This window comes from Pseudomonas sp. IT-P4 (assembly GCF_949767755.1).
Classification (GTDB): Bacteria; Pseudomonadota; Gammaproteobacteria; order Pseudomonadales; family Pseudomonadaceae; genus Aquipseudomonas; species Aquipseudomonas monachiensis.
Genome location: NZ_CATKPX010000027.1, coordinates 56,339 through 80,142, shown reverse-complemented (window position 1 = coordinate 80,142; position 23,804 = coordinate 56,339). Strand labels below are relative to the sequence as shown.

At 63.3% G+C, this 23,804-nt stretch carries 15 protein-coding genes; 10 read left to right on the top strand and 5 right to left on the bottom strand.

All coding sequences use genetic code 11. The annotated features are described in order from the left end of the window. Positions 1 to 42: 42 nt before the first annotated feature. From ACM6IT_RS11145 to ACM6IT_RS11110, 8 genes are all read left to right on the top strand, one after another. Positions 43 to 1,293, top strand: a complete 1,251-nt coding sequence (locus tag ACM6IT_RS11145; protein WP_414918002.1) for an OprD family porin — start codon at positions 43 to 45, stop codon at positions 1,291 to 1,293. A 288-nt stretch (positions 1,294 to 1,581) separates the two neighbouring features. Further along, positions 1,582 to 3,285: an AMP-binding protein gene (locus ACM6IT_RS11140; RefSeq protein ID WP_414918001.1), complete on the top strand. Its 1,704-nt coding sequence runs from the start codon at positions 1,582 to 1,584 to the stop codon at positions 3,283 to 3,285. Between the two features lie 103 nt (positions 3,286 to 3,388). Then, positions 3,389 to 4,897 carry a CoA-acylating methylmalonate-semialdehyde dehydrogenase gene (locus tag ACM6IT_RS11135; protein WP_414918000.1) on the top strand — a complete coding sequence of 503 codons (1,509 nt, stop codon included), beginning with the start codon at positions 3,389 to 3,391 and terminating at the stop codon, positions 4,895 to 4,897. A gap of 88 nt (positions 4,898 to 4,985) precedes the next feature. Further along, positions 4,986 to 5,876, top strand: coding sequence for a 3-hydroxyisobutyrate dehydrogenase (mmsB, locus tag ACM6IT_RS11130; protein WP_223541620.1), 891 nt, complete (start codon positions 4,986 to 4,988; stop codon positions 5,874 to 5,876). A 2-nt stretch (positions 5,877 to 5,878) separates the two neighbouring features. Next, positions 5,879 to 6,967: an enoyl-CoA hydratase/isomerase family protein gene (locus ACM6IT_RS11125; protein WP_414917999.1), complete on the top strand. Its 1,089-nt coding sequence runs from the start codon at positions 5,879 to 5,881 to the stop codon at positions 6,965 to 6,967. An 18-nt stretch (positions 6,968 to 6,985) separates the two neighbouring features. Continuing rightward, positions 6,986 to 8,137, top strand: coding sequence for an acyl-CoA dehydrogenase family protein (locus tag ACM6IT_RS11120; RefSeq protein WP_414917998.1), 1,152 nt, complete (start codon positions 6,986 to 6,988; stop codon positions 8,135 to 8,137). 66 nt (positions 8,138 to 8,203) lie between these two features. Next, entirely contained in the window at positions 8,204 to 9,832 is a 1,629-nt protein-coding gene (locus tag ACM6IT_RS11115; RefSeq protein ID WP_056722773.1) for a methyl-accepting chemotaxis protein, read from the top strand. Continuing rightward, the gene (locus tag ACM6IT_RS11110) at positions 9,829 to 10,506 is read left to right on the top strand and encodes a TetR/AcrR family transcriptional regulator (protein WP_414917997.1); all 678 of its coding nucleotides are present in this window, start codon (positions 9,829 to 9,831) and stop codon (positions 10,504 to 10,506) included. Before ACM6IT_RS11115 ends, ACM6IT_RS11110 begins: the two co-directional genes overlap by 4 nt. On the opposite strand, the gene ACM6IT_RS11105 is transcribed toward ACM6IT_RS11110, so the two are convergent. The 3 genes from ACM6IT_RS11105 to ACM6IT_RS11095 all read right to left on the bottom strand — a co-directional run bounded on the left by ACM6IT_RS11105 (position 10,488) and on the right by ACM6IT_RS11095 (position 15,042). Beyond that, complete coding sequence (locus ACM6IT_RS11105) at positions 10,488 to 11,444, bottom strand: LysR family transcriptional regulator (RefSeq protein WP_156385727.1); 957 nt, start codon at positions 11,442 to 11,444, stop codon at positions 10,488 to 10,490. The two genes, ACM6IT_RS11110 and ACM6IT_RS11105, sit on opposite strands and share 19 nt — an antisense overlap. Before the next feature lie 85 nt (positions 11,445 to 11,529). Further along, the gene (locus tag ACM6IT_RS11100) at positions 11,530 to 13,302 is read right to left on the bottom strand and encodes an acyl-CoA dehydrogenase C-terminal domain-containing protein (protein ID WP_414917996.1); all 1,773 of its coding nucleotides are present in this window, start codon (positions 13,300 to 13,302) and stop codon (positions 11,530 to 11,532) included. Between the two features lie 117 nt (positions 13,303 to 13,419). Further along, entirely contained in the window at positions 13,420 to 15,042 is a 1,623-nt protein-coding gene (locus tag ACM6IT_RS11095; protein ID WP_056722780.1) for an acyl-CoA synthetase, read from the bottom strand. Between the two features lie 219 nt (positions 15,043 to 15,261). On the opposite strand from ACM6IT_RS11095, the gene ACM6IT_RS11090 reads away from it, so the two are divergent. After that, positions 15,262 to 17,532, top strand: coding sequence for a PAS domain S-box protein (locus tag ACM6IT_RS11090; protein WP_414917995.1), 2,271 nt, complete (start codon positions 15,262 to 15,264; stop codon positions 17,530 to 17,532). A gap of 10 nt (positions 17,533 to 17,542) precedes the next feature. Then, the gene (locus ACM6IT_RS11085) at positions 17,543 to 18,178 is read left to right on the top strand and encodes a response regulator transcription factor (protein WP_056722784.1); all 636 of its coding nucleotides are present in this window, start codon (positions 17,543 to 17,545) and stop codon (positions 18,176 to 18,178) included. Between the two features lie 4 nt (positions 18,179 to 18,182). On the opposite strand, the gene ACM6IT_RS11080 is transcribed toward ACM6IT_RS11085, so the two are convergent. Then, positions 18,183 to 22,592, bottom strand: a complete 4,410-nt coding sequence (locus ACM6IT_RS11080; RefSeq protein ID WP_414917994.1) for a response regulator — start codon at positions 22,590 to 22,592, stop codon at positions 18,183 to 18,185. A gap of 51 nt (positions 22,593 to 22,643) precedes the next feature. After that, positions 22,644 to 23,801, bottom strand: coding sequence for an HD-GYP domain-containing protein (locus ACM6IT_RS11075; RefSeq protein ID WP_414917993.1), 1,158 nt, complete (start codon positions 23,799 to 23,801; stop codon positions 22,644 to 22,646). Positions 23,802 to 23,804 lie beyond the last annotated feature (3 nt).

Here is a 23,804-nt window from a genome sequence, read left to right as displayed (position 1 = left end):
CGGGAGCGGCTCGTCGACAACAAAAACAACAAAAGGCAACCCATGAAACCCACCACCCTCACCCTGTTCCTGGCCGGCACCGGTCTCGCCGCACAGGCTCACGCCGACTTCTTCGCAGACAGCACGGCCAGGCTGGAAACGCGCAACTTCTACTTCAACCGCGACTTCCGCCAGGCAAATGCCGCCCAGTCCAAGCAAGAAGAATGGGCCCAGGGTTTCCTGCTGCGCTACGAATCCGGTTATACCGACGGCATTATCGGCGTCGGTGTCGATGCCCTTGGCCAGCTCGGCGTCAAGCTCGACTCCAGTCCCGATCGCTCCGGCTCCGGCCTGCTCAAACGCGATAACGAGCCGCCCAAGCGCGCCAAGGACGAGTATGGCGAACTGGGCCTGACGGCCAAGTTCAAAGCGTCCAACAGCGTGCTCAAGCTCGGCACCCTGACCCCGAAGTTGCCGGTACTGCTGGCCAATGACTCGCGCCTGCTGCCACAAACATTTCGCGGTGGCCAGTTGAACGTCCAGGAGATCAAAGGCCTGAGCGTCGATGCCGGGCGCGTGGATCGGGTCAACCAGCGCGACTCCTCAAACTACGAAAAAATGTCGATCACCACCACCGGCGCCAAGGGCATTGTCAGTGGCCAGGCCCGCAGCGACGCCTTCAATTTCGCCGGCCTTGCCTACCAGTGGAGCGACCGGCTGAACACCGGCTACAACTATGGCGGCCTGGACGACTTCTACCACCAGCACCAGTTCAGTCTGGTCCACGTGCTGCCGCTGGGCGCAGGCCAGACGCTCAAGAGCGACCTGCGCTACGCCCGCTCCACCGACGACGGCAACAGCAACATCGACAACAACGCCTTTGGCGCCATGTTCACCTATTCCCTCGGCGGCCATGCCTTGGGTCTGGGCTACCAACGCATGAGCGGCGACACCGGCTTTGCCTACGTCAATGGCAGCGATGCCTTCCTGGTCAACTTCGTGCAGATCAACGATTTCGCCAACAAGGACGAGCGTTCCTGGCAGGCGCGCTACGACTACAACTTCGCGGCGCTGGGCATTCCCGGCCTGACCTTCATGACCCGCTACCTGTCCGGCGACAGCATCGATCTGGGCGCCGGCAAGCCCGACGGCCGCGAATGGGAGCGCGACACCGACGTCGGCTACGTAGTGCAGAGCGGCCCGCTGAAAAACGTTGGTCTGAAGTGGCGCAACGCTACGGTGCGCAGCGCCCACTTCGGTAACGATCTCAACGAGAACCGCCTGATCCTCAGCTATACCCTGGCGCTCTGGTAAGCCCCCGCACAAGGCGGGCGCTGCTTGCATCGTTTGACGGTGCGGGCAGCGCCCGCCTTGTGCATTCCTGGCGCATCGGGGATGCCGCAAGCCTGTGCTTTTTTGCACAACGCACGGGACTTTTTGAGCATTCTTATTTGATTTATGCCTGCCTATACTCGATTCAACCGCCTGGTCATGAACCAGGTCAGTCCCAATAAAAATAAACAGGGCACCCACCGTGAAGCCATTCTTGCTTGCCGTTGTCTCCCCACTTTCAGGTACTCGCGCGCGTCTCGGGAGACTGCAATGAACAACAACTGCCAACCCTTCCTGGCCGCTCGCGACTTCCTGCTGGCCCACCGTACCGACTACGCCACCGCCGTGCGTGACTTCCGCTGGCCGCAGCTGAGCGAATTCAATTGGGCGCTGGATTACTTTGACGCCATGGCCGAGGGCAACCAGGCCAATGCCCTGTGGATCGTCGAAGAGGACGGCAGCGAACAACGCTACAGCTTCCAGCAACTGGCCGCGCGCTCCAACCAGGTGGCCAATCACCTGCGCGCCCTGGGCGTGCACCGCGGCGAACGCATCCTGCTGATGCTCGGTAACGACGTCGCCCTGTGGGAAACCATGCTGGCCGCCTTCAAGCTCGGCGCCGTGGTCATTCCCGCCACCGCCCTGCTGACCCCCGAAGACCTGCGCGACCGCATCGAGCGTGGTCATGTTTCCCACCTGGTGGTCGGTAGCGCCCATGTCGACAAGTTCGTCGGGCTGGGTGAAGGCTGCGGCCGCATCTGCGTCGGTCCGTCACCCGCCGGCTGGACCCCGCACAGCGCCGCCAGCGAACATTCCGAGCAGTTCGAAACCGAGGGCCGCACGCTGGCCACCGACCCGATGCTGCTGTACTTCACCTCCGGCACCACCTCCAAGCCGAAGATGGTGCTGCACAGTCACCAGAGTTACCCGGTCGGCCACCTCTCGACCATGTACTGGATCGGTCTGCAGCCGGGCGACCTGCACCTGAACATTTCGTCCCCGGGCTGGGCCAAGCACGCCTGGAGTTGCCTCTTCGCACCCTGGAATGCCGGTGCCTGCATCTTCATCCACAACACCGCACGCTTCAGCGCGCCCGCCCTGCTCGGCGTGCTGGAACGCTACGGCGTTACCAGCCTGTGCGCGCCGCCAACCGTGTGGCGCATGCTGATCCAGGAAGACCTGGCCAGTTACAAGGAGCGCTTGAAACTGCGAGAACTGGTGGGCGCCGGTGAGCCGCTCAACCCGGAGATCATCGAGCAGATCCTGCATGCCTGGGGCCTGTTGCTGCGCGACGGCTTCGGTCAGTCGGAAACCACCGCCCTGGTCGGCAACACGCCTGGCCAGCGGCTCAAGCCGGGGTCCATGGGCCGTCCGCTGCCAGGCTACCGGGTGACCATGCTCGACCCTGATGGCGTGCCGGGCAACGAAGGCGAGGTGGCCCTGCCGCTGGACGTGCGTCCGCTCGGCCTGATGCTGTGCTACGAGGACAGCCCGGAAAAGACCGCCGAAGTGATGCGCGACGGCTACTACCGCACCGGCGACACCGCGCAGATCGACGAAGAGGGCTACATCACCTTCGTCGGCCGTGCCGACGACGTGTTCAAGGCTTCCGACTACCGCATCAGCCCCTTCGAGCTGGAAAGCGCGCTGATCGAGCACCCGGCGGTGATGGAAGTGGCCGTGGTGCCAAGCCCCGACCCGGTGCGCCTGGCAGTGCCCAAGGCCTATCTGATCCTGGCCCATGAAGCCCAGGGCAGCCACGAACTGGCCGGCAGCATCTTCGCGTTCGCCCGCGAGCACCTGGCGCCCTACAAGCGGGTACGGCGCATCGAATTTGTCAACGAGCTGCCCAAGACCATCTCCGGAAAGATCCGCCGGGTGGAACTGCGGCAAATGGAAATGCAGCGCCGCCAGAGCGACGCACGTGGCCCGCGGGAATACTTCGAAGAAGACTTCCCGCAACTCAAGGGCTGAACCCCGGGCCGGCACGCCGGCCCTTCCTGACCCCAACCCGACCGCTCGGCCAACCACGCCGAGGGGCCTCATTCGACCTAAAGAAAGCAGACAGGACCCGTAAATGACCTCTTCCAGCATTCCCAGCGTCAAGCTTCTGATCAACGGCGAGTTCGTCGAATCGCGCAGCACCCAGTGGCGCGACGTGGTCAACCCGGCTACCCAGGAAGTCCTGGCCCGCGTCCCCTTCGCCACCGCAGAGGAAATGAACGCCGCCGTTGCCAGCGCCAAACAAGCTTTCAAGACCTGGCGCAAGACCCCGATCGGTGCCCGTGCCCGTGTCTTCCTCAAGTACCAGCAACTGATCCGCGAGAACATCAAGGAACTGGCCGCCCTGCTGACCGCCGAGCAAGGCAAGACCCTGCCGGATGCCGAAGGTGACGTGTTCCGCGGCCTCGAAGTGGTCGAGCACGCCGCCAGCATCGGCAACCTGCAGATGGGCGAACTGGCCAACAACGTGGCCAACGGCGTCGACACCTACACCCTGCTGCAACCCCTGGGCGTGTGCGCCGGCATCACCCCGTTCAACTTCCCGGCGATGATCCCGTTGTGGATGTTCCCGATGGCCATTGCCACCGGCAACACCTTCGTCCTCAAGCCGTCCGAGCAGGACCCGCTGGTGACCATGCGCCTGGTGGAACTGGCGCTGGAGGCCGGTGTACCCAAGGGCGTGCTCAACGTCATCCACGGCGGCGTCGACGCGGTGAACCTGATCTGCGACCACCCGGACATCAAGGCCGTGTCCTTCGTCGGCTCGACCAAGGTCGGCACCCACGTCTACAACCGCGCCACCCAGAACGGCAAGCGCGCGCAGTGCATGATGGGCGCGAAAAACCACGCCATCGTCCTGCCCGATGCCAACAAACAGCAGACACTCAACAACCTGCTGGGCGCCTCCTTCGGCGCCGCCGGCCAGCGCTGCATGGCCCTGCCGGTGGTGATCCTCGTGGGTGAAGCGCAAACCTGGCTGCCGGACCTGATCGAGCGGACCAAAACCCTCAAGATCAATGGCGGCACCGAGCCGGGCACCGACATCGGCCCGGTGATTTCCTGCGCCGCCCTGGACCGCGTCAACGGCCTGATCGCCAGCGGCGTCGAAGAAGGCGCCAGGCTCGAACTGGACGGACGCAACCCGAGCGTGCCGGGCTACCAGGACGGCAACTTCGTCGGCCCGACCATTTTCTCCGGCGTCACCGCGCAAATGTCGGTGTATCGCGAAGAGATCTTCGGCCCGGTGTTGTGCGTCATGCACGCCGCCAACCTGGACGAGGCGATCGAGATCATCAATGCCAACCCGAACGGCAACGGCACTGCCCTGTTCACCCGTTCCGGCGCTGCCGCGCGTCACTTCCAGGAAGAGATCGACGTCGGCCAGGTCGGCATCAACGTGCCGATCCCGGTGCCTGTCCCGCTGTTCTCCTTCTCCGGTTCGCGCGCCTCCAAGCTGGGCGACCTGGGTCCCTATGGCAAGCAAGTGGTGACCTTCTACACCCAGACCAAGACGATCACCCAGCGCTGGTTCGACGAGGACGACACCGGCGGCGCGGTGAACACCACCATCACCCTGAAATGACCTTGGCCGGCCGGCGCCCAGCGTCGGCCGACGACAAGCGCGCAGGATTTCCTGCGCCACTGCCCCCCTATCGTAAAAGGTAGCCAACATGCATATCGGATTTCTCGGCCTCGGCAACATGGGCGGCCCAATGGCCCGCAACCTGCTCAAGGCTGGCCACAGCCTGACCGTCTTCGATCCCTTCCCCCAGGCGGTCGCCGCCCTGGTGGAGGCCGGCGCCCGCGCCGCCGACTCGCCCGCCGCAGTGGCCAAGGCCGGGGTTGAGGTGATCATCACCATGCTGCCGACCGCCGACCACGTGAAGCAGGTCTATCGCGGCAAGGACGGCCTGCTGGCCAATATCGGTCCAGGCGTGTTGCTGATCGACAGTTCGACCATCGACCCGCTGAGCACCCGCGAGGTGGCCAAGTACGCCCTTGCCCAAGGCAACCCGATGCTCGACGCACCGGTTTCCGGCGGCACCGGCGGTGCGGCGGCAGGCACCCTGACCTTTATGGTCGGCGGCCCGGACAGTGTGTTCGACCAGGCCCTGCCAATCCTCTCGGCCATGGGCAAGAACATCGTGCACTGCGGCGCGGCAGGCAACGGCCAGGTGGCCAAGATCGCCAACAACATGCTGCTCGGCATCTCCATGGTCGGCGTCGCCGAAGCCATGGCCCTGGGTGTATCCCTCGGGATGGACGCCAAGGTACTGGCCGGGATCATCAATACCTCCAGCGGACGCTGCTGGAGCTCGGAGGTCAATAACCCGTTCCCGGGTGTACTGGAAAACGCGCCGGCCTCACGCGGCTACAGCGGCGGATTTGGCAGCGACCTGATGCTCAAGGATCTGGGCCTGGCCACCGAAGCGGCCAGGCACGCGCGTCAACCGGTGGCGCTCGGTGCCGTAGCCCAGCAGCTGTACCAGACCTTCAGCCTGCAAGGTAACGGCGGCCTGGACTTCTCCGCCATCATCAACCTGTTCCGCGGGGAAGCCTGAGCATGAGCCAGCAGCAAGCCCCGGTGCTGGCCAGCGTACGCAACCGCGTCGGCCACCTGACACTGAATCGGCCAAGCGCGTTGAACACCCTGGACCTGCCCATGGTGCGCCTGCTCTGCCGGCACCTGTGGGCTTGGGAACAGGACCCGCAGATCGTCGCCGTGACCATTCGCGGCGCCGGTGAAAAGGCCTTCTGCGCCGGCGGCGACATTCGCATGCTGTACGACAGCTACAAGGCCGGCGATAACCAGCATGAGCTGTTCCTCGAGGAGGAATACGCCCTCGACGAGTACCTGCATGGCTACACCAAGCCCGTGCTGGCGCTGCTCGATGGTTTCGTCCTTGGTGGTGGCATGGGCCTGGCCCAGGCCGCCTCGCTGCGGGTGATCACTGAGCGCACGCGGATGGGCATGCCGGAAGTCGGCATCGGCTTTTTCCCCGATGTCGGTGGCAGCTATTTCCTGCCGCGCCTGCCGGGGGAACTGGGAACCTACCTGGGTATCACCGGCTGCCAGGTGCGTGCCGCCGATGCTCTCTATGCGAACCTTGCCGACTACTACCTGCCCAGCGAACGGCTGGCCGAACTGGATGCCTGTCTCGACCACCTGAACTGGACCGCTGCGCCCGACGAAGACTTGCAGGACCTGCTTGCCGACATGGCCACAGAGCGTCTTGCCGGGTCCGAGCTCAAGGCCTGTCGCCTGGCGATCGACGAATATTTCGCCTTGCCCGATGTCCCGGCCATTCGTACCGCGCTGCAGCGTGAACAACGCCCCGAGCTGCAAGACTGGGCCGAGCAGACGGTGAAACTGCTCGACAGCCGCTCGCCACTGGCGATGGCCACGACGCTTGAGTTGTTGCGCCGTGGTCGTTACCTGAGCCTGGCCGAGTGCTTCGCTCTGGAGTTGCACCTGGACTACCAGTGGTTCGACAAGGGCGACCTGATGGAGGGCGTGCGCGCCCTGATCATCGACAAGGACAAGTGCCCGCGCTGGAACCCGCCAACCCTGGCAGAGCTGGTACCTGCCAGGGTGCAGGCCTTCTTCAACGACTTTGAACGCGCCTCCGGCAAGCCCGTACGCACCGCCTGATCGGCAGGAGACTTTGCAATGCACGATATCGAATTGACCGAAGAACAACGCATGATCCGCGACATGGCGCGCGACTTCGCCCGCAGCGAAGTCGCGCCACATGCCCAGGCCTGGGAGAAGGCCGGCTGGATCGATGACACCGTGGTGGCGCAGATGGGCGAGCTGGGGCTGCTGGGCATGGTCGTGCCGGACACCTGGGGCGGCAGCTACACCGACTATGTGGCCTACGCCCTGGCCGTCGAGGAAATCTCGGCTGGCGACGGTGCCCTCGGCGCGCTGATGAGCATCCACAATTCGGTGGGCTGCGGCCCCCTGCTGAAATACGGCACCCCCGCGCAACAGGACAGCTGGCTGCCGTTGCTGGTCAGTGGTCAAGCGATCGGCTGCTTCTGCCTGACCGAGCCACAGGCCGGCTCCGAAGCGCACAACCTGCGTACCCGTGCCGAACTGCGCGACGGCCAATGGGTACTCAACGGCGCCAAGCAATTCGTCAGCAACGGCAAGCGCGCCAGTCTGGCCATTGTCTTCGCCGTCACCGATGCGCAGCTGGGCAAAAAGGGGCTGTCGGCCTTCCTGGTACCCACTGACAACCCCGGGTTCGTGGTCGACCGCAGCGAACACAAGATGGGCATCAAGGCCTCCGATACCTGCGCGGTGACCCTCAACGACTGCACCATCCCCGAGGCCAACCTGCTGGGCGAACGCGGCAAAGGCCTGGCCATTGCCCTGTCGAACCTTGAAGGCGGCCGCATCGGCATCGCCGCCCAGGCCCTGGGCATCGCCCGCGCCGCCTTCGAGGCTGCCCTGGGCTATGCCCGCGAACGCGTCCAGTTCGGCAAGCCGATCATCGAGCACCAGAGCGTGTCCAACCTGCTCGCCGACATGCACACCCGACTCAACGCCAGCCGCCTGCTGATCCTGCATGCGGCGCGCCTGAAAAGCGCCGGGCAACCGTGCCTGTCCGAGGCCTCCCAGGCCAAGCTATTCGCTTCGGAAATGGCCGAACGCGTGTGCTCCAGCGCCCTGCAGATCCATGGTGGCTACGGCTACCTGGAGGACTACCCGGTGGAGCGTTACTACCGCGACGCGCGCATCACCCAGATCTACGAAGGCTCCAGCGAGGTCCAGCGCCTGCTGATCGCCCGCGAACTGAGCCACTACGCGCTCTGACTCCCTCCCGCCGGACGCGACTGCCGCGTCCGGCATTTCCCTGTCTTGCCCGTTGTGGAGTTGCCCATGTTCGGCTTGCGCAATATTTCCATTAGCAGCCGTCTGTGGCTGATCTTGCTGACATCCATCCTGATGCTGATGATTCTCGCCGGCTTGATGCTCAAGCAGAGCCATGACGACCTTTATACGGCCAAGGCGCTGAAAACCCGCCACGTGGTCGAGACCGCCAGCAGCATCCTGCGCCACTTCCAAGGCCTGGAAGGCCAGGGTCTGAGTCGTGAGCAGGCCCAGCAGCAGGCCATCGCGGTCATGCGCGACTTGCGCTACGACCGTGAGGATTACTTCTGGCTCGAAGACCTCGACACGCGAATGGTCATGCACCCCAATGCCAAACTCGAGGGCAAGCGCATGGCCGGTACACTCGATCCGGACGGCAAGGCGCTGTTCGACGAAATGGTCGCCACCGCCAACCGCGATGGCGCCGGCCTGGTGCACTACCGCTGGCCCAAGCCGGGTTCCGACGCGCCGGTGGAGAAAGTTTCCTACGTCGAATTGTTCAAGCCCTGGGGCTGGATTGTCGGCTCGGGCATCTACATCGACGACGTGCAAGTCGAGTTCCGCCGCCAGCTGATCCAGGCCTTCGTCATATTGGTGACGATCACCCTGCTGCTCAGTGCGCTGATCCTGCTGATTGCCCGCAGCATCGCCTCGCCACTGGCGCGGGTGGTCGATGCCATGGAGAACATCGCCAGCGGCGAGGCCGACCTGACCCGCAATCTGGATAACCGCTGGCGCGATGAACTGACAGACTTGAGCAGCCATTTCAACGTTTTCACCAACAAGCTGCGTGGCGTGATCGGCCAGTCCATACAGTCCGCTGACAGCCTCGACCAGGCTTCGAAGTCACTCGGCGAAATCGCCGCCGATAGCCAGAACCACAGCCAGCAGCAATCGCAGCAGATGGAGCTGGTGGCCGCCGCCATCCATGAGGTCTCCTACGCCGTGCAGGAAGTGGCCAGGAACGCCGAGCACGCGGCCAACGAAGTTCGCCAGGCCGAAGAACAGGCACGCCGGGGCCAGCACAACATCGACAGCAGCCTGCTCCAGATCGACCAGCTATCCGATACCATCGGCCAGGCCGTCGAGGTGATCCAGAGCCTGGCCCGGGAAAGCACTCAGATCGGCAGCGTGCTGGAAGTGATCCGCGCCATCGCCGAGCAGACCAATCTGCTCGCGCTGAACGCCGCCATCGAGGCAGCGCGCGCTGGCGAACAGGGGCGCGGCTTCGCTGTGGTAGCAGACGAAGTGCGGCTGCTGGCCCAGCGCACCCAGCAGTCCACCGCGCAAATCCAGGACATGATCGAGCGCCTGCACGGCAACTCGGAAGCCGCGGTGAATGTCATCAATGCCAGCAGCCTGGCCGCTCGACAAACCGTGGAACAGGCCCACCAAACGGCAGAAAGCCTGCACCAGGTACTCGGCGCACTGCGCAATGTCACTGAATTGAACGCCTCGATCGCCAGCGCCACCCTGGAGCAGTCGCACGTGGTCGAAGACATCAACCAGAACGTGACCCTCGCCGCCTCTCTGGCCCACGAAAATGCCCAGGCAGCGGACCGGTCCAACGAGGCGAGCCAGGAACTGGGCCAACTGGCGGGTCAGCTCAATCGGCTATTGGGACAGTTTCGCGTATGAGGTGGATGAGCAACATGCAGCCCTCCAAAACCCTTTTTGCGTTGCCGGTCGACGAAGAGCGCAACACGCGTTACCTGGAAACGCGTCACAAGGCTGTCGAACTGTTCGCCAGGCATGGTTTCAGCCGAGTCAGCATGCGCGACCTGGCCACTGGCCTGGGGATCACCGCCGGCTCCCTTTACAACCACATCGATAGCAAAGAAGCACTGCTGTTGGAACTGATCGAGGAGCTCTACGAAGCGTTGCTTGACGGCGCGAGCCTGGTGACCCGGCGCAAATCCGCCCCCACTGTACGACTGCACGGCCTGCTTGAGGCGCACCTGCGGCTCCACGAGCGGATGGCCGCGCATTTCCGCCTGGCCGAGTACGACCTCCATTGTTTGAGCGGCGAACAGCAAGCCTCGATTCTGGCCCTGCGCCGGCGCTACGAGGAGCATCTGGTGGAGACCCTGGAGCAACTCACCGGTAAACCGGCTGGCGCCACCCGGCGCGCGACCGTAAGCGGCATCGTTTCCCTGCTCAATCAATTGCCGGCCTGGGTCGGGCAGCCCAAGACCGGCATTGGAGCCCGCCGCAAACTGCTGCTGGAGATGGTGATGAGTACTCTGCAGGGAGCATTGCGGGCAACCGAGACCGCAGACCTGGCGGCAGTCGTTCACGGCGACGGCAGGTAGGCCATCTTGTATGACTCGCCCATCAGCAGCGCACGATTGAGCTGCGCGCAGGTGCGCAGGTAGTCGGCCACCAGGGTAATCCTCTTGAGGTTGCGCAGGTCCTCGCAGTAGTACATCCAGAACTGTCGAGTGACCTCCACTTCACCCGGCAGCACCTCGCACAGGCGCGGGTCGGGACCGGCGAGGAAGCAAGGCAGGATCGCCAGCGCGCGCCCTTCCAGTGCCGCATGGTACTGGGCGACCACGCTCGTGCTGCGCAGGCGGCTGCGTGCGCCGAGCATCAAGTCGTTCAGGTAGAGCAGCTTGAAGCTGAAGGCCAGGTCATCGACGTAGGTCACGAACGGGTGAGCGGCCAGGTCCTCGCGACAGCCGATCGGCGGATGACTGGCCAGGTACTCCGGCGTCGCATACACACGCAGGCGGTAATCGCACAACCGCGAGCACACGTACGGACCGCGCTCGGGCCGTTCCAGGGTGATGGCGATATCCGCCTCGCGCCGTGACAGGTTGACGAAGTGCGGGACCGGCAAAATATCCGCCGAGATATGCGGGTAGTGCTCGAGGAAGTGGCTCATCTGCGCGGCGACGAAACAGGATCCGAAGGCTTCGGTACAGCCGATGCGCAGGTGCCCGGCGAGCCCCCCTGTGGTGCCGAAAACCTGCTCGCAGGCTACCAGCAGCGTACTTTCCAGGGTTTCGGCGTGGCAGACCAGACGCTGCCCCTCCACGGTCAGCACGAAGCCTGCGGTTCGCGATTTCTCGAACAGCATGGCACCCAGGCTCTGCTCCAGGGCGCGGATGCGTCGCGCTACCGTGGTGTAGTCCACCCCCAGGCGGCGGGCTGCGCCGCTGGCGGTGCGGGCACGGGCGACCTCGAGAAAGAAGCGCATGTCGTCCCAGTTCAAGTGACCTTGCGTTGTACTGGCTTGCATATTCATCAGGCTTTCCTGCCGTACGTTGAGAGGGCCAGTGAATAAAAAGCGCGGGCCAGGGCGTAGGAAGGCGCCGCGCAACACTCAATCGTCAGAACTGTTCGTCAGCAAGGCCGTACAGGGGCGCACTGCCGGCACGGATGCTGGCTTCCAGGCTCAGCGTGCGTGGCAGCAGGCGGGCGAAGTAGAACTCGGCGGTGGCCAGTTTGGCAGCGTAGAACGGCGGGTCCCGGTCGAGTCTGGAGCGGGCCACGGCGGCCATGCGCGACCACATGTAGGCGTAGGCGACATAGCCGAACAGGTGCAGGTACTCCACGGAGGCTGCGCCGACTTCGTTGGCGTTGGCTTTGGCCCGCTCCAGCAACCAGTTGCTGAGGCCCTCCAGGCGCTCCAGGGCCTGCAACAGTTCGCTGCCATAGGCGCTTTCGTGGTGCAGGGCGAAGTGGCGGACTTCCCGGGCGAACAGGCGTAGCGCGACGCCATCGTTGGCGAGCACTTTGCGTGCGAGCAGGTCCAATGCCTGGATGCCATTGGTGCCTTCGTAGATCTGTGCAATGCGCACATCACGGACCAATTGTTCCTGGCCCCATTCGCGGATGTAACCATGGCCGCCGAACACCTGCTGGCCGTTGATGCAGCTTTCCAGGCCGGTGTCGGTAAAAAACGCCTTGGCCACTGGCGTCAGCAGCGCAACCAGGATCTGCGCGCTGTCGCGCTCGCCGGCATCGTCGGAAAACTTCGACAGATCCAGTTGTTGCCCGACATAGCTGGCGAACGCGCGACCGCCTTCGGTCATGGCTTTCATGCCCAGCAGCATGCGCCGCACATCCGGGTGAGCGATGATCGGGTCGGCCGGTTTACCCGGGGCCAAGGCACCGCTGGGAGCCCGACCCTGAATGCGGTCGCGAGCATAGGCGACGGCGCTCTGGTAGGAGGCCTCGGCGCAGCCGATGCCCTGAATGCCAATCGACAGGCGTTCGTAATTCATCATGGTGAACATCGCCGCCAGGCCTTTGTTCTCTTCACCGACCAGCCAGCCACTGGCGCCGTCGAAGTTCATCACGCAGGTGGCCGAGGCCTTGATGCCCATCTTGTGTTCGATCGAGCCGCAACTCACCGCGTTGGCCGCGCCAAGGGAGCCGTCGGCATTGACCAGGACTTTAGGCACGATAAACAGCGAAATGCCTTTCGGCCCAGCAGGCGCGTTCGGCAGTTTGGCCAATACCAGATGCACGATGTTCTCGGTCAGGTCCTGATCGCCCCCGGTGATGAAAATCTTGCTGCCGGTGATCCTGTAGCTGCCGTCAGCCTCAGGTTCGGCGCGGGTGCGGATCAGCCCCAGGTCGGTACCGGCATGGGCCTCGGTGAGGCACATGGAGCCAGCCCAGCGGCCTTCATACATTGGTGGCAGATAGAGGTTTTTGAGGGCGTCGCTGGCGTGGGCGTCCAGCGCCAGGCAGGCACCGGAACTCAATGCGCTATACAGCGCAAAACTTGAGTTGGCGCCGTAGAGCATCTCTTCGAACTGCACGGCCAGCATTTTCGGCATGCCCATGCCACCGAACCCGGGGTTGCCGGACAGCCCCACCCAACCGCCTTCGATGTAGGTCGCGTAAGCCTGTTTGAAACCGATGGGGGTGGTGACCCGGCCCTCATGCCACTGCGCGCCTTCTTCGTCGCCGCTGCGATTGAGGGGCGCAATCAGGTGCGAGGTGACTTTGGCCGCCTCCTCGATTATGGCGTCAGCCGTATCGGTGTCGATGCTCTCGGCCAGGGCCGGCAGGCGCGCCCACATGGCCGGAGCGTCGAACACTTCGTGCAGCACAAAGCGCATGTCGCGCAGCGGGGCTTTGAATTGGGGCATAACGTAAACCTCGTTGGGACGGTTGTTTCATGGGCAAGGCACAGCCGGATTCGGCGTGCACGAACCCGTAGCAGCAGGTAAACACCTGCTGCTCGATGGATGCGATGTCAGATCGGGTTAGAGCGCCTTGGCCCGGTCGCGCAACACGTACTTCTGGATCTTGCCGGTGGACGTCTTCGGCAAGAGCGTGAAGACCACTGTGCGCGGTACCTTGAATCCGGCCAGGTGCTCACGGCAGAAACTGATGATGTCTGCCTCGCGAACGTCCTGGTGATCGGCCTTCAAGGTGACGAAGGCGCAGGGCGTTTCGCCCCATTTCTCATCGGGACGGGCGACCACGGCTGCTTCCAGCACACCCGGGTGACGATAGAGCACCCCTTCGAGTTCGATGGTGGAAATGTTCTCGCCGCCCGAGATGATGATGTCCTTGAGCCGGTCCTTGATTTCGACATAACCGTCGGGATGCCAGACGGCCAGGTCACCGGTGTGGAACCAGCCGCCTTCGAACGCTTCGGCAGTGGCGCTCGGGTTCTTCAGGTAACCCTTCATGACGGTGTTACCGCGCAGGAAGATCTCGCCGATGGTCTGGCCGTCGCGCGGGGTTGGCTCCAGCGTTGTGCAATCGCCGACCATCACGCCTTCCAGCGTCGGGTAGCGCACACCCTGTCGCGACTTGATCTGCGCCCTCTCCTCCAGGGAAAACTCATCCCATTCGGCGTGCCAGGCGCAGACCGTCACCGGGCCATAGGTTTCGGTCAGGCCAAACACGTGAGTGACCTTGATGCCCATCTCTTCGACGGCACCGATGACTTTGGCCGGTGGCGCAGCACCCGCGACCAGGGCATTGACCGGATGATCGATGGCCGCCTTTGCTGATTCGGGCATGTTCACCAGTGCATTGAGCACGATCGGCGCACCGCACAGGTGAGTGACCTGATGCTCGCGGATCAGCGTGAGGATTTTCTGTGGATCGACCCGGCGCAGGAAAACGTGCACACCCGCCAGGGCGGTGATGGTCCATGGGTAGCACCAGCCATTGCAATGGAACATCGGCAGGGTCCAGAGGTACACCGGATGATTGCCTATGGCCCAGGTCATCTGGTTGCCCAATGCGCTCAGATAAGCGCCGCGATGGTGGTAGACCACGCCCTTGGGGTTGCCGGTGGTGCCTGACGTGTAATTCAGCGAAATGGCCTGCCACTCGTCGCCCGGCCATTGCCAGTCGAATGCCGGGTCGCCTTCGGCCAACAACGCTTCGTAGTCCAGGTCGCTCGCGGCCTGACCTTCACCGTATTCCGGGTCATTGACGTCGATCACCAAAGGCGGGTGATCGAGCATGCCAAGCGCCGCCTGGATCACATCATGGAACTCGCGGTCGGTGATCAACACCTTGGCTTCGCCATGCTGCAGCATGAAGGCGATCGCCTCGGCATCGAGACGAACGTTGAGCGGGTTGAGCACGGCACCGATCATCGGCACACCGAAATGCACTTCAAGCATCTCGGGAATGTTGGGCAGCATCACCGCGACCGTGTCGTCCTTGCCGATACCGCGACCGGCCAGCGCCGAGGCCAGACGTCGGCAACGGGTGTAGGTCTGCGCCCAGGTGCGACGAATCGAACCGTGGATCACGGCGGGGTGATCAGGATAAGTGCTAGCGGTGCGCTCGATGAAACTGAGCGGAGACAAGGCTATGTGGTTCACAGCCGAAGGGCCTAGGCCTTGGTCATAGATAGACATGTGCGGGTACTCGATGGCTGATTGTTAGCTCTATGGTTGACCTCGCCGAGGCCACCTTCAAAGTCCGGATTACCTTATATAACATTTTGCTTTGAATATGGAAGTACAACCTATGTTATATAGTATATATACTATATTTTATTCTTTTGACTCCAAATCGCCGCCGCCAGCCCTCCAAGGCTGGTATATGCTTGGTTTCCCTGACGAAGTGGACCCGCAATGATCCTGACTCCCGTTCGATTGCACAGTTGGTTGCGCCTGCAGCGCGAGGGTGTGTCTCTGGCCGCCCGGGCCGATGCATTGTGTCGGGCGCTGCAGGATTGCCCTGAGGTGCAGCGGGCGGTTTACCTGAGCTGGCAGCCCAATGCGCGAATCTACAGCCATGAGGGCGCCGCCCAGCATTTACCGCCGGGACTTGGCGACCCGGCGCTGGCCAGCGACCAGTTGCTCTTCGAGCATCTGGTCGAGGCAGGCCGCCTGGACCTGGCTCAAGTCCGTCAACTCGATTGCTGGTTGTCCGGACGTTTGCGCCGGGCCGCGATCAGCCATGGCCAGGTATTTGATCTGGCCTTGCAGTCGGGGCAGCCGGGCTTGTTGCTGGTGGAAGTGCGCGAGGGTGTGAGTCTCGATTGGCTGGGCTGGGTTCAGGATCTATTGACGACGCTGCTGAGCAGCGTCAACGGCCTGCTGCGTGGTTCGCCGCTGCTGGGCCACGATCCGCAACCGAGCCTGTTGCTCGATGCGCAAGGTCGACCGCTGGAGTTCAACGCGGCACTGATGGCGCTGCTCGCCGAGAAGTCGCTGACCGATGTGTTGGGTTTTTTACCGGTCAATCATCGGGTGCTGGTGCGTGCCTGCCTGGACCAGCAACGCGCCGTCGAAGGTGTCGAGGCTCAGTTCGAAACGCAGATCCTGATCTGGACGTTCATTCCCGATCCCCAGGACAACCGAGTGCTCGCCCGTTGCCGCGACGCCACGGCGCAAGTGCTGGCCGAGCGTGAAGCGGCCATCGCACGACGGCTGTACCGGCTGATCATCGAAAACACCACCGACCTGATATCCCGTCACACCCCCGAAGGGCGCGTTATCGATGCATCACCGGCGTCCTGGACCCTGCTCGGTTACTGGCCCGAAGAGTTGCGCGGGCAAATGGCCCAGGGCCTGTTTCATGGCCAGGACCTGGCCGGCCTGGTGCAGCGCGCGCGCGATGCGCTGGAGCAGGATGGCTATCACACCATGACCTACCGCATTCGCCATCGCGACGGCCATTACCTGTGGTTCGAAACCGCCAGCCGGGCGATCCGCGAAACCTATACCGGGGCGGTGGTCGAAATCGTCAGCATATCCCGGGACATCACGGCCCGGGTGCAGGCCGAGGAAAACAAGCGACGCCTGGCCGAAGTGGTCGAGGCCAACATCGACCCGGTGTTGTTCATCGCTCCCGAGGGCCTGGTCACTTACCTCAATCCGGCCGCGCGACGCATCCTCGGGATCGGTGAGCAACAACCCATGCCGGCCCTGGCCGCGTTGTTCGCCAGCGGCGACTTTGCGCGCCTGCAACGCGATGGCTGGAGGCGCGCCGAGCGCGATGGTGTCTGGAGCACCGATGCGCGGTTGCAACCACCGGGTGGCGGTACATCGGTGCCAGTGTCGCTGGTACTGCTGGCGCACCGTTCCGCCGGCGGCGAGCGTTATTACTCTTTGGTCGCGCGCGACATGACCGAGCGCGAATTGCGGGAAGTGCAACAGCGCCGTCATCAGGACGAACTGGCACACACCGCACGGTTGGTCACGCTCGGTGAACTGGCCTCGGGGATCGCCCACGAAATCAACCAGCCGCTGGCTGCCGTGGTCAATTATGCGAATGCAAGCCAGCGCTATCTACAGACACTGGATTCCAATCCCCAGGCCGCTGCCAGAGTGACCCAGGGCCTGGAGCGCATTACCCATCACGCCACCCACGCCTCCGAAGTGATCCGGCGGCTACGCTCCTTTTTGCGCAAGGGACAGCGTCGCATGCAGGCGCTGAACTTGACCGACGTCGCCCGCGAAGCCGTGCGCTTGTGTGCCTGGGAGGCGAGTAATTGCCAAGTGACAATCGAGGATCGACTGCCGGATAATCTGCCACCCGTTTATGCCGACCGCGTGTTGCTGGAACAGGTGCTGCTCAATTTGTTGCGCAATGCCATCGATGCCAACCGTGAGCAACACCCCGGGCAACCCTCTGTAATCGTGATGGCCGTGGAGCATGGCAGTGACGCCTGCGTGGAAATCAGTGTGCGAGACCAGGGGCCGGGCGTCAGCGAGCCGGAGCTGGAGCAGATATTTACCCCGTTCTACACCAGCAAGGCCGATGGCCTGGGGCTCGGTCTGTCCATGAGCCGCAGCATCATCGAAGGTTTCGGTGGCGAACTGAATGCCCGGCGCCAGCCTGTCGGGCTGCTGATGGGTTGCCGCTTGCCGCTTGCCGGCCCAACAAAACAACAATAGGAATCAGGTAATGGCAGGTGTAACGGAGCACGTTGTGTACGTGGTCGATGATGACCAGGGCATGCTCGATTCAACGGTCTGGTTATTGGAGTCGGTCGGGCTCAAGGCCTTGCCGTTTACCAGTGGTGTCGCGTTCCTCGACGCCTGCGATGCAAGCCTCGATGCCTGTGTGCTGCTGGACGTGCGCATGCCCGGTATGGGCGGGTTGAACGTGCAGGAAGAAATGCGTGTGCGCCAACTGAACCTGCCGATCATCTTCGTCAGCGGGCACGCGGATGTGCCGATCGTGGTGCGTGCGTTCAAGGCCGGCGCCCATGACTTTATCGAGAAGCCCTACAACGAACAGCTGTTGCTGGACAGCGTGCAACAGGCGCTCAGCAACTGTGCCGCCAACCGTTCGGGCAACCAGGGTCACGAAGCCTTGCAGGCGCGCTTGCTGACCTTGACCCCGCGCGAGCGCGATATCCTGTTACCACTGGTGCAGGGTTACACCACCCGCGAAATCGCGGAGCAACTGGGCGTGAGCGCAAAAACCATTGATCTGTATCGCGCGCGCGTCATGAAACGCATGCAGGCCAACACACTGCCGGACCTGGTGGGCATGGCCATCGCGGCGCGGATGGTCGACCCGCTGAAGTTGCGTTGACTCCTCAGGAGAGGTTTTCCAGCAGCTCCAGCGCCTGATCGAAATCGAAGCGCTCCGCTTGCCGCACAACCCGAAGCAACTGCTCGGTCATCATCGGGTCTGAAGCCAGCCCCTGCAGTTTGAGCAAGGCCGTCAGCGCCTGGGTGTCGCTCTCGGCCAGCAGAGACCGGACGTGGGCCAATTGTGCATGCCATTCGCTACCCGCTGGCGCGCTTGATGAGCCTGCTGACGTTGTAGGCTCGCCGAGCACCGATAAGCCTTCCAATACGGTTGTCAGGCAACGCTCGACTTCCACCAGCCGGTCAGCCAGGTCCTGCTCCGCCCCATCGCTCGCCCTATCGTTCAGGCAGGCCAGTTCCAGTGCGGCGGCGGCATTCGCCACTTCAACGGCACCAATATTGCCCGCCGTCCCGCGCAGGGTATGGGCCAGCCTGACCGTCGCCGAAGGATCGCCGTGGCCTCGGGCAGCCAGGAACTCGGCGCAAAAAGCCTGGTGGCTGGAGCGAAACTTGCGCAGCAGGCGCAGATAGAGCTCGACCTTGCCCATGCAGGTGCCCAGGCCCGCTTTCAAATCAATGCCGGGAAGGCTGGCTGGCAGGCTCGCCGCCGACTCCGTGGTGACCGGCGAAACGTCGGCCGGGATCGTGCCACGGTCAGCTCGCGGATGTATCCATCTGGCCAGCGTGGCGAACATGTCGTCGACGTTCAAGGGTTTGGAGATGTGGTCGTTCATGCCGCAGGCCAGCGCCCGCTCACGGTCCCCCGCCATGGCGTCGGCAGTCATGGCGATCACCGGCAGATTCGCCCAGCGCGGCTGCTCACGTATCTTGCGGGTCGCGGTATAACCGTCCATCACCGGCATCTGGCAGTCCATCAGCACACCGTCGAAGTCTGCGTCGCGCTCCAGTTGGTCGAGCGCTTCTGCGCCGTGAACGGCCAGGCGCAATTCGATCCCGGCACCCTCCAGCAGTTCACAGGCCAGCTCGCGGTTCAGCTCATTGTCTTCGACCAACAGCAGTCGCGCGCCATGCAGGCTGGCCATGGCGCCGGTGCTCTGGCCCAATCGCTCACTGGCCCGGGTATCGGCCTGGGGAGTCTTGCCGAGCACCCTGCCCAGCGCCTCAAGCAACGTAGACGGCGTCACCGGTTTGGTCAGTACCACCGGCAATTGAATACCCTGTCGACTAGCCTCTTCGCGGGCCTCCTCGCGCCCGAACGCCGTGACCATGATCACCGCTGGCGTTTGCGCCAGTTTGGCGGCCTGCATCTGGCGCACCGTTTCCACGCCGTCCATGCCAGGCATGCGCCAATCCATCAGCACCAGATCATAGGGCAACACCTTCGCTTCGGCGTCCACCAGCATGGCCAGTGCGGCCCGGCCACTTTGCGCGACATCCACCTCCACGCCAAAACTGCGGGCCATGCTGGAGAGGATCTCGCGCGCGCTGGCGTTGTCATCGACCACCAGCACACGGCTGCCGAGCAGTTCGTCGGCGGTCACCATGCGCCGCAAATGGCTGTCGCGCTGCACCCCCAGGCTCACCTCGAAATGGAAAGTGGAACCCCGGCCCGGCTCGCTCTCTACCCAAATGCGCCCGCCCATCAATTCCACCAGATGGCGGGAGATGGCCAGGCCCAACCCTGTGCCTCCGTACTTGCGGGTGGTGGTGCTGTCGGCCTGGCTGAAGGGTTGAAACAGGCGCGAGCATTGTTCGGCGTTCATGCCGATGCCGGTGTCACGTACCCAGAAATGCAACAGCGCCTGCTCTCCCGCCGAGCCCCGCTGCTCTACGCCGAGCACGATCTCGCCCTGCTCGGTGAACTTCGTCGCATTGTTGCCCAGGTTGATCAGCACCTGGCCAAGGCGCAGCGGATCGCCGATCAAGGCGGTCGGCAGCTCGGCATCGGTGTTGAACAGCAGCTCCAGGCCTTTGTCCTCGGCTTTGAGGCCGATCATGCTGGCAAAGCCGTCGAGCACGGCCTCAAGGTGGAAGGGAATCTGCTCCAGGTGCATCTTGCCGGCCTCGATCCTGGAGAAGTCGAGGATGTCGTTGATGATCACCAACAGGTATTCCGCCGAGCGATGGACTTTTTCGATGTAGTTGCGCTGGCGGTGGTTGAGCTCGGTGCGCAATGCCAGGTAGCTCATGCCGATGATGGCATTCATCGGTGTACGGATCTCGTGGCTCATGGTGGCCAGGAAGTTGCTCTTGGCCCGGGTCGCCTCTTCGGCGGCCTCCCGTGCGCGCTGCACCTCGGCCTCGGCGGTCTTGCGGTCGGTGATGTCAAAGTACCAATTGGCCCCCATGCCCCGCTCCCCCAGCGTCATCGTGACGGCCGAAACCAGTACGTCGAAGCGCTCGCCGCCGGCGCGCTGCAGGGTGGTCTCGAAATTCAGCACGGCACCTTGCGCTGCCGCTTCGAGAAAGCGCTGGTGTGCCTGCGGGTCGACCCAGAACTGCGCCGGATCCGCACCTTCGAGTTCAGCCAGGCGAGTCCCGAACAAACTGTCGAACTGCGGATTGCAGTAGGTCGGACGACCATCGACGTCCCTGATCACCATGGCCACCGGGCTGCTGTCGAGTACCGCGCGCAACTGTGCCTCGTTGGCCTTGAGTGCCGCCTGCAGATGACGCCGTTCACTCACGTCGCGCACCGACGCGCACACGCAGACGCCGCCCCCTTCCAGGCTCGGCAAGCGCGACAGGCTGATCTCCGCCGAGAACAGACTGCCGTCTTTGCGCACGCCTTGCAGATCGTCCAGGTTGGCCCCCATTTGGCGAGTGGTACCGTGGGCCATGAAGCCCTTGCGCAGCGCCTCGTGGCGCCCTCTGCTGGCCAACGGCACCAGGCGATCGATGGTTTCGCCAATCAACTCGCCGGCGCTATAGCCGAACAGCTGGTCCAGTTGGCGGTTGGTGCGCAGGATCTGTCCTTCGGCATCCACCACCAACATGCCGTCCGGCGCCGCTTCGATAATCCCGCGATACCAGGCCTCGGTGGCGCGCAACGCCGATTGCTGGCTTTCCAGTGCCTGGGCCTGCTGCTCAAGTTGCAGTGCCTGTTCGGCCATTTCATTGGCCTGGCGCCGGGTCTCCGCCAACAGGGTCTTGACCGCCTGATTACGCTCCAGAATCGCCATGGCCGCGGCCAAACGTGGGGTGGCTTCCTGCAGCAGCAATAGTTCACGCTCGCCCAAGGGTTCCAGCCCGGCCAGTTCGAGCACCCCCAGCAACCGATCGCCACGGACAATGGGTTGCAGTAGCAGGCAACGGGCCGGGACCTCGCCAAGGGGCGAGCGCAAACGCCAGTATTGCTCCGGCATCGACTGAAACTGACGCGGCACTCGATCCACCGCGCACTGCCCCAGCAGGCCATCACCGAACATGACTTGCGCCTCGGGTGGCCGCTCGGAATCGGTGGCATAACGCCCCATCAACAGCAGCGTGCCGGAATCCTCCTGCGCGCTGTACAGCACCCCCTGGCAGATTCCGTGCAGGCCGGCCATGCATTGCAGGAACACCTGCGCCAGTTCGGCCGGGGTTTCCGCCTGCTGCAGATCGACCTGCAATTGAGCGGTATGGGCCTTGATCCAGCGCTGACGCTCAAGTTGTTGGGACTCGGTCTGCAATTTGGCGATGGCCCGCGCCAGATCGCCGGTTTCGTTGTTAAGGTCGGTGTGGGGAATCGGTTGATCGAGCTGCCCGGCGGCCAATTGGTCTACCGCCACCCGCACCCGGTTGAGCGGATTGCGAATCGACTGGCTGACGACCCAGGACAACAGCAATGCCAGCGACAAGCCGCCGAACAACAGGACGTAGGTCAGCATGGTGCTGTGTTCGGCAAACTCGGCAATGTCCTTGGCCGTGTCGCGAATCGAGGCTTCCTTGACCTGGGCGATCGCATACAACAGGCCGTCGGCCTGCTGGGCAAGTTGCTGGAATTCACTGCTATTGAGCAGCACCAACGCCTTGTTCTGCTGGCCCTGGTCGATCAATACAAAGGCCTGGTCGCCAAGACGCTGCAACTGTTGCAGCAACAGATCGAACTCGGAGAGACGCGCCAGATTCTCCGCACGCTTTAAGGTCACTTTGGCGCGGGCCACGGCCTGCTGCAGGCCTTCGCGGATTTCCTGCAGTTGCTGCAGGGATTCGACACGAATCTGTGCGCTGTCGGTGCCCACCGCGCGTTGCAGCGCTTGCAGCATATGGGGCAATTGCACACGTGCTTCCTGCAAGTGCTCCATGCCGACCAGTTCCTGCAGATAGAGGTTCTGCATGTCCTGCTTCAGCGATTGCTGGGTGCGCAGGCTTTGCACGCCGAGCACCAGCACCAACAGCAGCAGCGCTGAAAAACCCAGGATCAGTTTGTGAAGCAGCGCGAGGCGCTCAAGCAGGGTACGCAAACCAGCCATGACTATCCTCGTGGACCTGATGAAATTACTGACAAAGGCACAGTTGCCGGTTCACGGAGTCTGGCCGAGACGCTCCATGGCCGCCCGCTGGACGGCCATGTCCTGGTCGGTATCGGCGAAGCGCTCGGCAATGGTCTGGAACTGTTCGAGGCAATCCAGGAAGGCATCGCAGATATCGGGGTCGAAGTGCGTGCCGCGCCCCTGACGAATAATCTCGACGGCCTGCTCGTGGGGCATCCCCGCTTTATAGACCCGACGGCTGATCAACGCGTCATAGACGTCCGCCACCGCCATCAACCGGGCGCTGATAGGGATGTCGTCACCCGCCAGCCCTTGCGGATAGCCACTGCCGTCCCATTTTTCCTGGTGACTGTAGGCAATCTCCTTGGCCAGGCTGAGGAATTCGGCGCGAATGCCGAGCTGATCCTCGGCATGCTGGATGGCGTCACGCCCCAGCGTTGTATGGGTCTTCATGATCTCGAATTCTTCCTCGGTATAGCGTCCCGGCTTGAGGAGGATATGGTCGGGGATGCCGATCTTGCCGATGTCATGCAGCGGCGCCGACTTGAACAATAACGCGATGGTGGCCTCGGTGAGAAAGTGACTGAAGCGCGGATGACCGCGTAGATGCTCCGCCAGCACCTTGATGTAATGCTGGGTCCGCCGGATATGGTTGCCGGTTTCGTTATCGCGAGTCTCGGCCAGTGAAGCCATGGCCTGGATGGCCACATCCTGGATCGCAATCACCTCTCGGGTCCGGCGCGCCACTTCCTTCTCCAGATAGTCGTTGTGATCGCGCAGGAAGTCTGCCGCCGCCTTGAGCTTGAGCTGGGTATCCACCCGCGCCAGAACCAGCGCCGGCCTGATCGGTTTGGTGATGTAGTCGACGGCCCCCAGTTCCAGGCCATGGATCTCGTCTTCGGTGCCGGCCATGGCCGTCAGGAAGATGATCGGAATGTCGCGGGTACGCGGGTCGCGCTTGAGCTGCCGGGCCACTTCATGGCCGGACAGCCCGGGCATCATCACGTCCAGCAGGATCAGGTCCGGGAGGGTGTCGCCCTGCAGTACGCGCAAAGCCTTTTCACCGCTATTGGCGGCCTTGACCCGGTAGCGATCCTTGAGCAGATCCGTCATCAGCATCAGGTTGTCGGGCGTGTCATCGACCACCAGCAGGGTCGGCGGGCTGTAATGACTCTGTTCGGCGCTCATGGC

What these genes read in the sequence shown, in the direction of transcription:
- ACM6IT_RS11075 (WP_414917993.1), bottom strand. Translation starts at nt 23,801, where the DNA reads ATGAGCGCCGAACAGAGTCATTACAGCCCGCCGACCCTGCTGGTGGTC.
- ACM6IT_RS11135 (WP_414918000.1), top strand. Translation starts at nt 3,389, where the DNA reads ATGACCTCTTCCAGCATTCCCAGCGTCAAGCTTCTGATCAACGGCGAG.
- ACM6IT_RS11120 (WP_414917998.1), top strand. Translation starts at nt 6,986, where the DNA reads ATGCACGATATCGAATTGACCGAAGAACAACGCATGATCCGCGACATG.
- ACM6IT_RS11085 (WP_056722784.1), top strand. Translation starts at nt 17,543, where the DNA reads ATGGCAGGTGTAACGGAGCACGTTGTGTACGTGGTCGATGATGACCAG.
- ACM6IT_RS11140 (WP_414918001.1), top strand. Translation starts at nt 1,582, where the DNA reads ATGAACAACAACTGCCAACCCTTCCTGGCCGCTCGCGACTTCCTGCTG.
- ACM6IT_RS11145 (WP_414918002.1), top strand. Translation starts at nt 43, where the DNA reads ATGAAACCCACCACCCTCACCCTGTTCCTGGCCGGCACCGGTCTCGCC.
- ACM6IT_RS11095 (WP_056722780.1), bottom strand. Translation starts at nt 15,042, where the DNA reads ATGTCTATCTATGACCAAGGCCTAGGCCCTTCGGCTGTGAACCACATA.
- ACM6IT_RS11105 (WP_156385727.1), bottom strand. Translation starts at nt 11,444, where the DNA reads ATGAATATGCAAGCCAGTACAACGCAAGGTCACTTGAACTGGGACGAC.
- mmsB (WP_223541620.1), top strand. Translation starts at nt 4,986, where the DNA reads ATGCATATCGGATTTCTCGGCCTCGGCAACATGGGCGGCCCAATGGCC.
- ACM6IT_RS11110 (WP_414917997.1), top strand. Translation starts at nt 9,829, where the DNA reads ATGAGGTGGATGAGCAACATGCAGCCCTCCAAAACCCTTTTTGCGTTG.
- ACM6IT_RS11080 (WP_414917994.1), bottom strand. Translation starts at nt 22,592, where the DNA reads ATGGCTGGTTTGCGTACCCTGCTTGAGCGCCTCGCGCTGCTTCACAAA.
- ACM6IT_RS11125 (WP_414917999.1), top strand. Translation starts at nt 5,879, where the DNA reads ATGAGCCAGCAGCAAGCCCCGGTGCTGGCCAGCGTACGCAACCGCGTC.
- ACM6IT_RS11100 (WP_414917996.1), bottom strand. Translation starts at nt 13,302, where the DNA reads ATGCCCCAATTCAAAGCCCCGCTGCGCGACATGCGCTTTGTGCTGCAC.
- ACM6IT_RS11090 (WP_414917995.1), top strand. Translation starts at nt 15,262, where the DNA reads ATGATCCTGACTCCCGTTCGATTGCACAGTTGGTTGCGCCTGCAGCGC.
- ACM6IT_RS11115 (WP_056722773.1), top strand. Translation starts at nt 8,204, where the DNA reads ATGTTCGGCTTGCGCAATATTTCCATTAGCAGCCGTCTGTGGCTGATC.